The 15,063-nt window shown below is 60.6% G+C and carries 12 protein-coding genes; 3 read left to right on the top strand and 9 right to left on the bottom strand.

All coding sequences use genetic code 11. The features are described from left to right. Window positions 1-25 precede the first annotated feature (25 nt). The gene (locus HHL09_RS11410; protein ID WP_169454767.1) at window positions 26-889 is read right to left on the bottom strand and encodes a hypothetical protein; all 864 of its coding nucleotides are present in this window, start codon (window positions 887-889) and stop codon (window positions 26-28) included. A 242-nt stretch (window positions 890-1,131) separates the two neighbouring features. Between HHL09_RS11410 and ruvX the strand changes: the two genes are divergently transcribed. After that, window positions 1,132-1,557: a Holliday junction resolvase RuvX gene (gene ruvX / locus HHL09_RS11405; protein WP_169454766.1), complete on the top strand. Its 426-nt coding sequence runs from the start codon at window positions 1,132-1,134 to the stop codon at window positions 1,555-1,557. Window positions 1,558-2,030: 473 nt separating this feature from the next. Then, window positions 2,031-4,739: a LamG-like jellyroll fold domain-containing protein gene (locus HHL09_RS11400; RefSeq protein ID WP_169454765.1), complete on the top strand. Its 2,709-nt coding sequence runs from the start codon at window positions 2,031-2,033 to the stop codon at window positions 4,737-4,739. Window positions 4,740-4,918: 179 nt separating this feature from the next. Here the strand turns inward: HHL09_RS11400 and recA are convergent, their stop codons facing one another. From recA to HHL09_RS11375, 5 genes are all read right to left on the bottom strand, one after another. Further along, complete coding sequence (gene recA / locus HHL09_RS11395; RefSeq protein WP_169454764.1) at window positions 4,919-5,953, bottom strand: recombinase RecA; 1,035 nt, start codon at window positions 5,951-5,953, stop codon at window positions 4,919-4,921. 167 nt (window positions 5,954-6,120) lie between these two features. Then, window positions 6,121-7,098 (bottom strand): thioredoxin family protein, encoded by a 978-nt coding sequence (locus HHL09_RS11390; RefSeq protein ID WP_169454763.1) that lies wholly within the window; start codon window positions 7,096-7,098, stop codon window positions 6,121-6,123. A 171-nt stretch (window positions 7,099-7,269) separates the two neighbouring features. Next, a complete protein-coding gene (locus tag HHL09_RS11385; protein WP_169454762.1) occupies window positions 7,270-7,437 on the bottom strand; it encodes a hypothetical protein in 168 nt (55 codons plus the stop codon). A 342-nt stretch (window positions 7,438-7,779) separates the two neighbouring features. After that, the gene (locus HHL09_RS11380) at window positions 7,780-10,200 is read right to left on the bottom strand and encodes an ATP-binding protein (protein ID WP_169454761.1); all 2,421 of its coding nucleotides are present in this window, start codon (window positions 10,198-10,200) and stop codon (window positions 7,780-7,782) included. 75 nt (window positions 10,201-10,275) lie between these two features. After that, a complete protein-coding gene (locus HHL09_RS11375) occupies window positions 10,276-10,551 on the bottom strand; it encodes an energy transducer TonB (RefSeq protein ID WP_169454760.1) in 276 nt (91 codons plus the stop codon). Between the two features lie 268 nt (window positions 10,552-10,819). On the opposite strand from HHL09_RS11375, the gene HHL09_RS11370 reads away from it, so the two are divergent. After that, window positions 10,820-11,116, top strand: coding sequence for an RNA recognition motif domain-containing protein (locus HHL09_RS11370; protein ID WP_240963771.1), 297 nt, complete (start codon window positions 10,820-10,822; stop codon window positions 11,114-11,116). 65 nt (window positions 11,117-11,181) lie between these two features. Here the strand turns inward: HHL09_RS11370 and HHL09_RS11365 are convergent, their stop codons facing one another. The 3 genes from HHL09_RS11365 to HHL09_RS26400 form a co-directional block, all read right to left on the bottom strand. Further along, a complete protein-coding gene (locus HHL09_RS11365) occupies window positions 11,182-11,451 on the bottom strand; it encodes a hypothetical protein (protein WP_169454759.1) in 270 nt (89 codons plus the stop codon). 221 nt (window positions 11,452-11,672) lie between these two features. Beyond that, window positions 11,673-13,718, bottom strand: coding sequence for an ATP-dependent DNA helicase RecG (recG, locus tag HHL09_RS11360; RefSeq protein ID WP_205761030.1), 2,046 nt, complete (start codon window positions 13,716-13,718; stop codon window positions 11,673-11,675). Beyond that, window positions 13,715-15,010 carry a serine/threonine-protein kinase gene (locus HHL09_RS26400; protein ID WP_205761029.1) on the bottom strand — a complete coding sequence of 432 codons (1,296 nt, stop codon included), beginning with the start codon at window positions 15,008-15,010 and terminating at the stop codon, window positions 13,715-13,717. The genes recG and HHL09_RS26400 overlap by 4 nt, the downstream gene beginning before the upstream one ends. Window positions 15,011-15,063: the final 53 nt, after the last annotated feature.

The raw sequence follows: 15,063 nt of genomic DNA, 5'->3' as shown, positions 1-15,063 counted from the left end.
ATCGCGCGACGGTGAAATGGCCCTCCTATCGCGCGGCCCCGATCCTCTGGGCCGTTTGCGCTGCCAAGACAGGATCCTTGATTTGTCCGGCCCAGAGACTTGCGCCTTCCGGCTGCATGGGAGCGAGTGCTGCGGCATACGCCGCGCATGCCTGGTCCTTGGCCTTTCCCTCGGGCAGGCCTTTGATCCATGGAGACGGCTCATCCCGCGCTTGTTTCGTCCAGCCGCTCACCAAAGCTTCCATCCCGTTGTGCAGCAGGCGCTCGTCTTCAAAGGAAGCAACCCACCGGGCTGCTGCGCTGCGATCCTGTTGAACCCAGCGTTGTACGGTCGTGACCACGGCTGTCTCGGTGGCTGCCGGGGTCGCCTTTCCGGCAGCGATCCAGTGCGCCACTCGCTCTGGATCCACTTCGGCAAGCGCCGGCAAGGCCATGCGCTCCACGGATGCCTTGACCAGTTCTCCTTCGTTCGTCTGTGCCAGCCAAGTGAAGACGGACTCGACATCGGTGCCTGCCAACTGCGCCAGGACAAAGCCAAGCGAGTTGCCGCGTGCTTGCGGTTCTTCGATCAGAGACGCCACCTTCAACGCATGATCGGCATCGGCGCGGGCCAGCTCCGCGGAAAGGACTGCCAGCGCCTCATCCCGCTCGCGGCCTTCCAATTCCAGCGCGAGGGCTTCCGCTTCACGGGGAGCGTCCAATGCCAGTTTGGCGATCCGCGCAATCTTCTCCTCGGCATCTCTTTCCGTCGTGTGAATCCTTTCCGTCCGTGGATCCCGCCCGGATTTTGTAGGACGGGATTCTTCCGGAGTTAGAGTGGTCCGCACACGCACCAGAGCCCCGGTGGCAAGCGCAACCACCGCGATAGGGATCAGGATTGCTGTTCTCATGGGCGGCTTACGCCGAAGCTGGTTTGGAGGATGATTTAATTGTATGAATAGTGATGGAATGGGTCGTTTCCAAGAAGATCTTTAGGTGTGAATTGACTTTTTGAGGTGGTGAAATGGCCGGAATGCCTATTGTGCAAACAGCTGGAAAGTGACCGTGAACCGCCGGGCTCTGGAATTTTCGGGATGTCGGTTCTCAATCGAATTCATCGACCTCGGGCGGTCAGATCCTTCATTTTCGGTGCGTGGACAGCAGCAACCAACATCCGGCACTCGGGATCGATCACGGCGATGCACGCATTGGCGTGGCGGCGACGGATCCGTTGGGAATCCTCGCGCATCCCGTGGAGACCATTGATACCCGCAAGGCGGATGCCATCGAGCGAATCGCGGTTCTGGCTTCACAACGCCACGTCAAGACGCTGGTTCTCGGCTTGCCGGTCCGCATTGATGGCACGGAAGGAACATCGGCGGAAAAGGTGAGGGCCTTTGGCAAGAAGTTGTCCTCGCGTCTGCCGGACTTGCCGCTGATCTATGTCGATGAAGCTTACACGACCATGGACGCCGCGGCAAAGCTTCGCGAGGCAGGACGTAAGGCCAAGCAGCAGAAGCAAATCATCGATCAAGCTGCAGCCGTTCAGATCTTGGAACTGTGGATGGGCGAGGTCTAGCGGGGACCTCTTGAAGTGGTTCCAAGTATGCGGGCCGCGCTGATAAGCTTCCGGAATGCCGGTCCGATCTTTACTCATTCCAATTCCGCTTGGTCAGTCCGAGCTAGTCTGGGCACCTGTTAAATTTTCTCTTTTTAACAGGCGGAACAGGCTCTCGCCCGGGTGGATGGCGAAGTCCTTGGATGAAGACGGTTCTACGACTTGGCACGCTCCGGTTCACAAACTGGCAGCAATGTCGCATTCACCCGCACGGGTGGCGGAATCATACTAATTTTTCGGCCCGATTTTTAGACCGCTTTGCGAGCTGTTAGTGCCAATCGCGCCTAATGCGCCGCTTTTGTGCCGATTGCCCAGTGGCTCCGGCGTTTTGGCTTCGCGTGGTATCTGCGGTGCTAAAATTGCATGCAAGTCGCTCCCCGGCCGGTGCAAGGCACCCGTCACCGCTCCGGGGAGTCGATTGCCCAATCCACCCAATGAATCCGATAAGCGACTTCTCTCATCCCCTGCGGCATCGAGCTGCGATCTTTCTGCCAAATGGTGCTGCGGCAGCCTTGGCGATTTTCGTCGTGGCAGGCCCCGCGCAAGCAGCCGACGTGACTCTCGGCACTACCAACGGCATCGGCACGAGTTCCTTTGAGTCGGCCACCTCATGGTCAAATGCCGCCGCGCCCTCTGCGGGGAATGCCTACCTCGTCCCTTCCGGGCTGACCCTTCGGACCCCTGCCGATAGCGCGGTCGATCACACCTTTGCCGGTGATTCGCTCAAGCTCACCAGTGCGAGCCTCGTCTACAAGGGCGGCACGAACAACAACGTCATCAGCGTGAATAACCTCACCTTGGATGCTTCCTTGGTGAACAATGCGAGCAACACCTCCACGGCCTTCACGCTTGGCGGTTCGATCAACATCGCGGGCACCGGCACTTCGACCATTTTCTCGAACAATGCCACTATCACGGTGACCGCTCCAATCTCCGGCAACAGCGGGACCCTGCTGCTGCAAACCAATACCACCACCGGTCGCCAGGTCATCCTTACCGCCGCAAACACTTACACCGGTAATATCCAAGTCACCGGCAACAGCGGAGCGGTGCTCACTTCCTCCGGCAAGCTTGCCTTCGCGATGAATAGTTCGGCCGGTGCCTATAACAGCATCACGGGCGCGGCCCCCTTCGAATTCAGCGGCGTCTTCACCATCGATCTCACCGGTGCTGGCACCAACCCGGGTGATAGCCACCAACTCGTGAATACCGCAACGATCGCGGAGAACTTCACCGCCACCTTCGCGGTGGAGGGCTGGACGAAGATCGGAGACGTCTGGGTTTCTCCGAATGGAAATTATCAGTTCATTCCTTCCTCTGGCGTGCTGGTACGCGTTGAGCCGGATGTCGATCTCGACGGCCTCCCGGATGCATGGGAAATCGAGTACTTCGGTTCGATCTCCGCTCACGATGGCGATGACGATCCGGATGGCGATTTCTCTTCGAATCTTGCGGAGTACAACGCCTTCACCGAGCCGGATGATCCCGCTTCCTTTCCGGACAGCGACTTCGACGGCCTCCCAGATGGATGGGAAACCTTCTATTTCACGAATCTCACCCAAGGCCCCCTCGGCGATCCGGATGGCGACTTCAGCAGCAATGAAGCGGAGTATGCGGCTCTAACCGACCCTACCACTCGCGTGAGCTTCCCGGATGCGGATGCCGATCTTGTTGGTGACGATTGGGAGATCCGCCATTTCGGCTCGATTGCGGCCTGTGATCCGGAAGCCGACCCTGATGGAGACTTGTTCACGAACCGGCAGGAGTTTGACTCCGCCACGAATCCGAAGATCCAGGTTTCCTCGCCTGACTACGACCTGCCGCTCGATGGACTGCCGGATGGCTGGGAGGTGAAATATTTCCGAGCCGGCAACGAGTCGTTGGAGCAGACCATCCTACATACCGATGGCATGCTGGATAGCGATGGCGACGGCAGCACGGATGCTGTCGAGTATCACGCCGGCACGAACCCCAAGGATAGCAGCTCCTATCCGGGTGGCACCGCCGCCTACTGGCGCTTCGAAGAGAAGACAACCGGCCTCATCGAATATCCGCAGGTGGCAACTGCCGTGAAGGACGTGACCAATAACGGCAACGACATGATGACTTGGGCGGACTACACCGCACCCAGCCACATTACGACGGTCCTGGATGATGTGGTGACCAATACGGGAGCGATGAACGGTAGCTCGCTGGTATTCACCGAGGTCGATGGCAACCGCTACACCTCGGATAATATCTACACCTCCGGCACGGCTCCGATCAATGCGGCCATCTTCAATGCGCTGACCGTCGAAGCGAGCTTCCGCCCGACCCGCGTTGGTCGGGGCCAAGGGATTATTGGCAAAAGCGGCAACCCCACCGGCATGGCGGCTCCGTATCAGGCTCCCTTTACCTTGAAGCTGAATGCGGAGAATCACGTGGTAGCAGGTCTTATTGACGGCTCCTCCACCGCACGTGAAGTCATCAGCGTCCGCACGGTTTCCGCGGACTCCTGGTATTCCGCGGCGGTGACGGTCAGCCCCACCCAGCTCTCGCTCTGGCTGAAAGCTCCGGGTGATACAAACTACGTGCTGGAAAGCTCGCTGGCGATCAGTGGTGCGTGGTATCCCACCGAGTTCAATCGCGTCTGGGTTATCGGCCAGACCGAGTACGATCCTGCGGAGAATGGCGGCTTCGGTGGATATTATAGCTTCAACGGCGAAATCGACGAAGTCCGGATCAGTCCGACGGTTCTCGGCAATGGCAAGTTCCTCGCCAATGTCGCCTCCGGCATCGAAGACCCGGATTCTGATGGGGATGCCATGGGTGACGCCTGGGAGCTGGAATACTTCGGTTCCCTTGGCCAGACCGCAGCGGGCGACTTCGATGGCGACGGCACTACGAACATCGTGGAATACCTCACCGGCCTCTCGCCGGTCAGCGGCAGCTCTCGCTTCGCGGGAACGGTGAGTGGCAATACGATCACGTGGCCCGCGAAGGCCGGCGTCAGCTTCACCGTGCAACGAAGCGCCACGATGGCTGACGAAGCCTCTTGGGCGGATGTCGCCACGGTCGTCGCGACGGGAACGACCGCTACATGGACGGATCTCGTGCCGCCCTCCGGGAAGGCCTTCTACCGTATTGTGCTGCCAACACCGTAGCAAAGCTTCAGAGGCAAGCATCAGAGCGGGCATTCGGGGAGCCGGATGCCCGTTTCTCTTTTGTTCCGTGGTGGAGCGCCCAGGATCATCCTTACCACCAGGAAACGAAAAAGCGGCGGTCCATGACCGCCGCCCCATCGAACGCGAACTCGATGTAAATCGTTCCGCTTGTTTGCTGCTTACTTGCCCTTCTTGGCATCGAGCTTCTCGCGCACCTTCTCGGAGAGTTCGGTGTAGAGCGCCTCATCGGTCTTGAGCGCTTCCTTCGCCGCATCCCGTCCTTGGGCGAGCTGCGTGCCATTGTAGGCGAACCAGGAACCGCGCTTCTGGATCAGGTCCATCTCCAGCGCGAGATCGAGCAAGGAGCCCACCGAGGAAATTCCCTCGTTATACATGATGTCGAACTCGCACTCCGCGAAGGGCGGGGCCACCTTGTTCTTCACCACCTTGATCTTCGTGCGGCTGCCCTGCACGGAACCATCCGTGGCCTTGATCTGGCCGATGCGCCGGATGTCGATGCGGACGGAGGCGAAGAATTTCAGCGCGCGGCCGCCCGGGGTGGTTTCCGGATTGCCGAACATCACGCCGATCTTCTCGCGGATCTGGTTGGTGAAAATGCAGACCGTGCGGGCCTTCGAGATGAAGCTGGTCAGCTTGCGCATCGCGGCGCTCATCAGGCGGGCTTGGGCACCCACCGTGGAGTCGCCGATTTCGCCATCGAGTTCCTGCTTGGTCACCAGCGCGGCCACCGAGTCCAGAACGATCACGTCGATGGCGTTCGAGCGGACCAATGCCTCGCAGATTTGCAGGGCTTCTTCACCGGAGGAAGGCTGCGAGACCAGAAGGTCGTCCAGATTCACGCCGAGCATCTTCGCATACTGCGGATCCAGTGCGTGCTCCACGTCGATGAAGGCGGCAAGGCCACCTTTCTTCTGGGCCTGAGCGATTGCCGTGAGAGTCAAAGTCGTCTTACCGGAGGATTCCGGACCGAACACCTCGATGATACGGCCACGGGGGAAGCCACCCACGCCCAAGGCGCGATCAATCAGCAGGTTTCCGGTGGGGATGACATCGACATCGACCCGGTGACCATCGCCCATCCGCATGATGGCGGCTTCGCCAAACTCCTTCTGGATGCTGGAGATAGCGAGATCGAGGTTGCGTTTGCGGGCGTCGGCAAGCTTGTCAGAGGGATCTTCAGTCGTTTTAGCCATGGCAGTCGTGTTAGGATGCGGACTTGTGTCAGATTGAACAGTACCCGTCAAAGTAAAAAGCTGTTCACTAGAACAAAAATGAGCCTTTTCCCGCTTAGCGCCTGAAAATCAAAAAGCCGCCCGGATCTTCCGGGCGGCTTCTGAAATCTGAGCGTAGGGCGTGCGCTTTATTCTTCCTTCGCCTCGTCCTTTTTCTCCTCGTCGGCGCCGGCCTTTTCATCGGCCGCCCCTGCCTTCATCTCCTCGATGCGCTCCTTGAAGTTATCGAGCTGCGGAGCGATTTCGCTGTCCGGGGCGGCAGCCTTGGCTTCCGCGAGCGCCTTCAGCGAATCGTCGAACTTTCCGGACTGGGCGAGGATCCCCGCCTTGGTAGCCAAGATCTTCTGCTTGGATTCCCCGGTGAAATCAGCTGCGGACTTTTCCACGAAAGCGAGTGCGCCTTCCATGTCCTGCTTTTCCGCGAAGCCCTGCAATTCGCTCTCCCACTTCGCGAACTTCTGCTTCTCCTCGATCTTCTTGGAGAAGCCGGTTTCGTCCTTCGGGTCGGCGGCTTTGATCTGTTCGATGACTTCGGGGTAGAAATTGGCTGCCACGGCGTCTTCCAGTTCCATGCCCTCGAGGGCGGAGATCAGGGCCTTGGCCTTGGCGGTGCCTTCGGCTTTGGCCGCTTCCGCCAGCGCCTTGTCGCGGGCATCCTTCTTCCCGCGCAGTTCGTCGAGATGGGCCACGTATTTCTCAGGGCCGCCTTCCTGATAGCCGGTGCGGGCGAACGGCTTGCCGCTTGCGTCGCAGAGAAGGATCGTCGGGAAGCCTTGGATGGCATATTTCTCCTGCAGCTCGTCGTTTTGCTTGATGGTCTCCTCGCTGAGCTTCGACTTGTCCTGAGGGTAATCGAGCTCCACCAGCACGAACTTGTCCTTCACGCCTGCCTTGAAGGGCTCATGTTTGAAGACTTCATCGTTCAGCTTGATGCACCAGCCGCACCAGTCGGAGCCGGTGAAGTCCATCAGGAGATCCTTCTTCTCGTCGGCGGCCTGCTTCTTGGCGGCGGCGAAATCGTGCGTCCAACCTTCGCCACCGGCAAAGGCGGAGGTGAAACCGAGGGAGGCGGCGAATGCAGCCGCGAACAGATGTGTGGCTTTCATGATAGAGGGACGGGTGCGTCCGAGAGCTGTTACAAACGTCTCTCCAGCGATTCCGGCTAGGAATTTCATCGAAAATATTTTCCCGCGCAAGGAAGTGCGGATTCGGCACGTGTCTCCCCTCCTTCGGCGGGCATCACCCGTCCGCGGCAGACACCGGTCAATGGAGCGGGCTCACGCCTCCTTCGTCTCCTGCGGATGCTTCATCTCATGAAGTTCGTGAAGGCGCTGTTGGTGGCGGTCGTGCTCCTCGGTCTTGTGCTTCTTCTGAAGCTCCTGCTGGTGCTTTTGCTTCAGCTTCGCCTTTGGATTCTTGTCGCCCATGGTCGTGGGGATTCGCACTGCCGCCTGAAACGGACGGCTGGCGGCGACGGCAAGTGCCAGCCGGGACCGCAAAAAAGGTCCTCCCGGGGAAGCTCGGCCCAATCACGAGATTCGCCAGAGGAAATCGCCCGCCCCGTCCGGAAAGCTCTGCCTGGATGGCTCGTCGGCATCGCCTGTTCCGCCTGTTAAAACAGGGAAAATAACAGGCAATGCGAGGGGGCCGGGATGACCAGAGTGGAGAGCGCAGAATAAGAAAGAGACATGGCCAGAATGTACCATAGGGGGTGATCCCTCGGAATCCCTTCCAATGGTCCCCATTTCAAACCCCGGACCTCGCGCTGAAGCGACGATTGAGGAGGTCTACCAAGCGCGCTCCCCGCGATCATCATAGGGCAGCCAGAGCAGTGCCACCGAATCGACCGTGACGTTCGCCTTGGTTGGCTTGATCGTCTCCGTTTCCAGGCTGAGGGCTGAGGGGTCGTAAGCTTGGCTCAGTTTGGCGATTTCCTCCTGAAGCTGCCTTTCGATCTCCCCCATCTGTTGCTGCACACCTTCCACCTTGTCTTCCGCCGCGCTGACATCCTGGCGCTGCTTGTAAACGGAGGTGCCTTTCGTGATCAGCGAGCCGCCACGTCCCTTGCGTCCGAGCAAACCGCCCAGCAAGCCCCCGAGGATCGAGGCACCGGCCTGCATCATGGCTCCCTGCGACTCCGCCTTCTGGCGGGCGAGCGTGCCCTCCGCGGTCTGCAGCTTCCCTTGCAGGGTATCGAGCTTCTTGTTCGTTGCCGCACGGATCTTCTCAAGCGCCGCATCACGCACCTCGCGAGCCTGCTGGGTCAGCCGGGCACGGAACTCCGCTTCCGATTCTCCGAGCTGCGAGAATGCCTTCAGTGCCGGACAGGAAAAGAGCTCGGCCCGCTGGTTGCGGTAAAGCCACTCGTCGAACTCCTTTTCCACCTGCTTGTAGTTCGCCGCGTTCATCGCGAAGCCAGGCAGCTCCGCGAAGCCAGCCCCTTCGTCCGGCGAGTTTCCAAGCTCCTCCGGCTTCAGAGGTGGTGGCAGATCACGGTCCCAATCGATTCCCTCGGGCAAAATTGCATTCACCTTCCGGACCTTGATGCTGCCATCGGCTCCTGTCTTTGCCGAGCTGAAGTGAACCGTGCCGACGCGCAACAGATGAGGCCGGTAGGTCACTTCCGATGCGTCCCCCGCGGGCGGCGCGAATTTCTCGGTGATTCCGCTTCCCACCAGTGGCCGGGAAGATGACTTCGCCGGGCTGGCGGCCATGCCGGGCATCGACATCGGATTCGCGTCCGCTGCTACGGCGTCCTTCGTACTTTCGCCACCGAAGGCACCGCGCTTCGGATCCATCAGCGCCTTGATGCTCGTCCGGGTCAGAGGGCCGGTCAGGTAGCTCATCACCCAGCGCACGTGGAAGAGGACCGGGTGATCCTCGTGGACGTTGTTCATCAGAAAGACCCGGTTGCCGAGTGCGGAGAGCAGTTTTTCCATCTCCCCGCGGTCGAACTTCGCGTTCTGCGCGCCCGCGGCACCTTCCAGGCCGTCCAGCACCCGCAGCTTGTCGCGTTCCGTTTGCAGACGGCCCAGGAACCAGGTGCCGATATTGGAAAGCGCCTTGTAATCGAGATCCACCGGGTTCTGCGTTGCCAGCAGGCAGCCGAGGCCGAAGGCGCGCGCCTGCTTCAGCAGCGTCATCATCGGCCGCTTGCTCGGCGGATTCGCGGATGGCGGCAGATAGCCGTAGATCTCATCCATGTAGAGCAGTGCCCGCAGCGAAGTCGTGCCACTCTGTGCCCGCATCCAGCCCAGCGTCTGGTTCAGCAGCAGGCTCACGAAGAACATCCGCTCCGCGTCACCCAGATGCGCGATCGAGAAAATCGAGATCCGCGGCTTGCCGTCCGGTGCGTGCAGCATCTTCGCGATGTCCAGCGGTGGACCCTCCAGCCAGGTCGCGAATCCGGGCGAGGCCAGCAGGTTGTTGAACTTCAGCGCCAGTGCCTGACGGTCCTTCTGCGGCAGGAAGCTCTCCAGATCGATCACTCCTACCTTGTCGAAGGCGGGCTTCTGGATGTGACGGATCAGCGTCTCCAGGGTGATGTCCTTCTCCGCCTGCCATTCCTTCTGGAAAATCGTCGAAAGCAGGATTGCCTGCGGGCTCTGGATCGGATCGGCATCCACACCCACCAGCGAGAGCAGAGAGGACACCGTGCTCTCGATCCGTTCGCCGAACAACTCGGCATCGTCCAAGATTTCGAAAGGCGGAGCCTCCAGTGAACTCAGGATCGAGACCGGAATGCCCGCCTTCGACCCGGGCGTGAAAATGTTGATATCGACCTTCTCCTTGAACTGCGCGATGCGCTCCGGTCCCTGCCCCCAATCGGCGAGACCTTTCTTCCACATCTCTGCGGTGGAAGCCGCGAAGTCATCCGGCGAGACACCCTTCTTCGAGGCGTCGTCCTCATTGATCCAAGGCCGGAAGTCAGCAGCCGAGAGATCCGGGAAAGCGAGCAGCAGGTTCGAGATGTCGCCCTTCGGATCGATGATGATTGCGGGGATGTTGTCCATCGCCGCCTCTTCCAGCAGCGCCAGGCAGAGACCGGTCTTGCCGGATCCCGTCATGCCGAGCACCACGCCGTGGGTGACGAGGTCCTTCGAATCGTACATCACCAGCCCGCCATTGGCGGACTTGGTATCGAGATCATACTCGCGGCCTAGGTAAAAGGCTCCCAGCTTCTCGTAGTCGGCGACGGAAGGCGTCATGAGCCGAGAATCTAACGAGAACTTCCCCGCTGGCGAGCGGGAAGCAAGGAAGCCCCGCGATCGTTTTGGAATCGCTCAATCCATCAGCATCTCGATCCGCCGCCGCCCCTTGGTCGGTTCTGCGGCAGGCTCCGCGCGATAGCGCAGCACCTCTTCGATCGCTGCGTTCTGCATCGATTTCGGCGCATCGCTGCTGATGATCTTGGCATCGGTCGTCTTCCCATCGCGACCCACCGTGAACTCCACGTCCGCGTAGTAGGACTTCTTATCCGGGTCGAGCGGCGGCTCCGTTGCGCAACTGGCGGCAAGCAGAATGGCGACGGCAAGCAGGCAACGGTGGGCGTTTTTCACGGGAAGAGATGGCAAGCTGGCGGCCGCGATCCGTCAATCCGGTTTACCATCTTCCGGGCCTCCGGATCAGGCTTGGGCCGATATTTTCGGATTCTTGTGGAATAGCCTCCTGAATACTGATATGGCCTTCAGTTGGTTCACGCCTTGGCAAGATCAAGACTTGGAGCGTTGCTAGGCGAGTCTCGTACATTCGATGGTGACCTGAAACCCGATCAACGGGAACATCTCGCGAAAAGGCGTATTGCGCGGACCATCGACGATGATGAAAATGTATGTAGGAAACTTGTCGTTCAAGACGACCAAACAGGATCTCGAGTCCCTGTTTTCCCAATATGGCCAAGTGACCGACGTTCACGTGCCCACGGATCGCGAGAGTGGTCAGCCTCGCGGGTTCGCGTTCGTGACGATGGACTCGGCCGATTCCATGAAGAAGGCCATCGACGCGACCAATGGCAAGGAACTGGACGGTCGCAACCTCAAGGTGAACGAAGCCCAAGCCCGCGAAGAACGCAGCGGTGGCGGTGGTTTCGGCGGTGGCCGTCCTAGCGGTGGCCGTCGCTACTGAGCCTGTCGCACGAGATTTTTTCCAAGGCGGCACTCTTCACAGGATGCCGCCTTTTTCGTGGCCGACTAGGCCTTGCCAGCGAGGCAAACCTTGATGCGCTCCTCAAGCAGCGCGACTAGGGAGGAGGGCGAGGTCTTGCTCGCGCGGGTGGATTCAAAAATGGAGCCGCTCTCCGGCTCGGTGACATCATTCGGTCCCGGTTCCACGAACATCACCAATCGCGGGAAGCGGCTGTGGCTCCAAATGATCTCCGAAGGACCGGCAAGGGATTCCACCAAGGTCTCGATCTGCGGTCGCCGTTCCGCTGGAATGGATTCGTTGAGAGTGATTTTCACGCGATGGTTGCCCGGCTCCGGGAATAAGATTGCAGAGCGAGGCGGAGTAACCCGCTGCAAATCCCGATGCGAGGTATTTCCCGGAAAAACCGCCGTGACCTGCCTTTCCAAGCGTGTTTCCGGTCCTGCCGAGCGAGCCGTCCGTGAAAATACGCGCCTTTGGCGGAGGGCCCGCTCCGCGGAAAGGCAGAGGAAGACCTTCTCGGTCGGCGTGACTTAGATCAGCCACGCTGCACCGGCTTGCCATTTGTCTCCATGATCAAGCCCGCTAGACGCGCATGCTTCCCGTCTAGCATCGCGTCTTCCTTGATCACCTGATCCGCCAGCGCCCGCGCCTCGCGGAGCAAGGTGGTATCCGCCAGGAAGTCCGCGAACTTCAGGTCCCCCAGACCGCTCTGCATCGTCCCCAGCACATCGCCCGGACCGCGCAGGCGCAGGTCTTCCTCCGCGATCAGGAAGCCATCGGAAGTCTTCTCCATCACCGCCAGCTTCTCCATGCCTTCGGGGCTCTTCCCGTCGGTGAGAAGGATGCAGTAGCTCTTGTGCTCGCCGCGGCCGATTCGTCCGCGGAGCTGGTGGAGCTGCGCCAAGCCGAAGCGCTCCGCGTGATGAATGATCATCAGGTTCGCATTCGGGACATCCACGCCGACTTCGATCACGGTGGTCGCGACCAGCGCATGGATCTCCCCATCGCGGAAGCGCCGCATCACCGACTCCTTTTCCTCCACGTCCAGCTTCCCGTGGACCATTCCGACCTCATGGCCGCCTAGACGCTTCTGCCATTTCTCCAGCGCTTCGGTTGCGGACTCCGCCTTCAGGTTTTCGCTCTCTTCCACCAGCGGATAGACGAGATAGGCCTGTCTCCCCGCGGAGAGCTGATCCTTCACAAACTTCGTTACCTCCGTCTGCTTCGCCGCAGTCCGCAGCGCGGTGACCATCTTGCCGCGACCTGCCGGACGCTCATCCAGGATCGAAACATCCAGATCCCCGTAGATCGTCATCGTCAGGGTGCGAGGGATCGGCGTGGCGGTCATCACCAGCACATCGGGCGTGCTGCCTTGCGCGATCAGCCTCGACCGCTGCACTACGCCGAACTTGTGCTGCTCGTCGATCACGATCAGCCCGAGATCGGTGAAGGACACCTTGTCATAGAGCAGTGCATGCGTGCCGATCAGCACCTGCGATTCTCCCTCGATCGGCAAATGGGTGCTGTCCTCCTTTGCCGCGGTGCGCAGCGTCACCCGCACGCCGAGTGGCTCCAGCCATTTGCGGAAGGTCAGGAAGTGTTGCTCTGCCAGAATCTGTGTCGGTGCCATCAATGCGGCCTGACATCCGGAATCGATCGCTAAAAGCATCGAGGCCATCGCCACGAAGGTCTTGCCCGATCCCACGTCGCCTTGCAGCAGCCGGTTCATCGGCCGAGGCTCGCGCATGTCCGCCACGATCTCCTTGATCGAGCGCTTCTGCGCCCCGGTCAGGTCGAAAGGCAGGCTTTCATAAAAGCGCTTCAACAAGGTCGTCTTCGTGCCCAGCACCCGACCCGTGTGTTCTTGGTTCCGCGCCCGGCGCCACACGACATTGAGTTGCAGCGCGAAAAACTCCTCCAAGGCAAAGCGCCGCCGTGCGGCCTCCGCCTGCTCGATCGCCTCCGGGAAGTGTACTTCCCGGAAAGCGTCGATCCGCGGATAAGTCGGATCCACATCGTAGGCGGGCTCGATCGCTGCGGGATCGATCTTCTTTAGCGCGGTATAGATGATCTCGCGCAGCCGCCGCTGGGCGATGCCGGAGACATTCCGGTAGATCGGGACGATGCGCTCCAAGTGGATCGAAGGTCCGCCCTCGTCCTTTACGATTTCGAATTCCGGGTGATCGATCACCAGCTTCCCGCCGGAGTCCTTCGGCTTGCCGTAGAGCACCACCTCGTGGCCCGTGGCCACCATCTTGTGGATGAAGGGCATGTTGAACCAGCGGCAGGTCACCTTTCCGGATCCGAAGACCCCGCCGGTGCCATCCATCACCACTGCTTCATAAAACTGCTTCCGCGGACCGAAGCGCCGCTTCATTGAATCCACCACCGTACCCCGCAGGCATACCGCCGGACCTCCGGCCTGCGCCGGGAAAGCATCGAAGCGCCGCCGATCCTCATAGCGCCGTGGCAGCCACTCGATCAGGTCCGCTACCGTGTGCAGGCCGGCCGTGGCGAAAGACAGGACTTCCTTCGGGATCAGGAAATCGATGGCGGCGAGTTGAGCTGAGGGTGAAATCACGGGCCGACGGCGGAATCGAGCACCTTGATCTGATCCCGCGACTTGATGTGCAAGACCACCTTGCGGTGGGAATCTTCTTTCCGCTCGTTTCCGTTTACCTCCACCCGCTTGTCCTTGAGCGCTTCCAGATCGGCCGGCTCCATCCCTGCCGCATTCTGGGAAACCTGGTAGCCCACCCATCGAGGATCCTGCGCCCCCTCCACCTTGATTTTCAGGTAGCGGGTCTTCGCGCTTTTGCTGAGGTCTGTTTCCACCACGGTGCCGGTCAGGGTCATCTTGCCTTGGGGTGAAGTCGCGGAGGTCTTGCCGGGCTCAACGGTGGAAACGGGGGTGGCGGTACCGGAAGCCCCTTCCTTGGCGGCCGGCCCGGTGCCAAATGCCAGCGCGCTGCCTCCGTGGGGGATCGGCTCTTCCTTCGTGGCGCTTTCGGCGAGGGCCTCGCCCTGTTTCACCTTGGACTTGAGGAAATAGATGCCGCCACCGGCAGCCAAGGCTCCCACGATCAGCGCCAGAAGCACCGGGACAAAGGCGCTCTTTTTCCCCGCTGCCGCCGCTGCCTTTTTCTTTTTCAGGGCCATCGGGATCGTCGCCACGGCGCTTTTCTGGATTGGCAGCGAGTCCATCGCGTCGGGCTCGTTGAGCGCGGTGATGGCGTCCTGCAGGGTCCATCGGTCCGGATTTTCCCGTACCGCTTTGATCCAGGCTGCCAGCCCTTCGTCCGTGCCGGCCTCGGGGGCGCCCTGCCAATGGAGAGATTCTTCCGCCAGTTTTGCCAGCGGCAGCAGTCCGCCGCGCTTCGCCGGATTGCCCAGCCATTTCAGCGGGCAGGCCCAGAAAGTCAGGTTTTCCCCGTCCACCGGCAGGATCACGGACTCCGGGGTGGTCTCCACCCACACCGCCTCTTCCCCAAAGGCCTCCGCCAGCGCCAAGGAGGCTTCCAGCGCGTGCGTCAGCAGCGCCTTGGTGGAGCCGGGGCTCAGGGCGCGCTCCTTCAGAAGTTCGGAAAGTCGTTGCCCGTCAACCCACTCCGCCGCCAGAAAAGGAATTCCGTCCACCGGATCGCAGCCCCCGTCCAAAACCTTGCGAAGCACGGGATGCCGGACCTCCCGGAGCCGCTCGACCGCCGCGAAGTAGGCCTTTCGCTCCGCCTCCTGCAGGCCGCCGCCGTTCGGGCCATAGGGGAAAAATCGCCGCAAAACCACGGATTTGCCGGTTTCGCGATCCTCTGCGTGGAAAACCACGCCGTTCGCGTCCTGCGTCAGGATGTCCTGAATCTCGTATCTTCCGGTCACGGTGTTTCCTGCACTAGCAGAGTCCCGGGCGTTTCGCCAACTCCTCACGTGAC

It is taken from the genome of Luteolibacter luteus, from assembly GCF_012913485.1.
Lineage (GTDB): Bacteria > Verrucomicrobiota > Verrucomicrobiia > Verrucomicrobiales > Akkermansiaceae > Haloferula > Haloferula lutea.
Note: the sequence above shows the minus strand (reverse complement) of the source record. Positions and strands in the feature narration are given on the sequence as shown.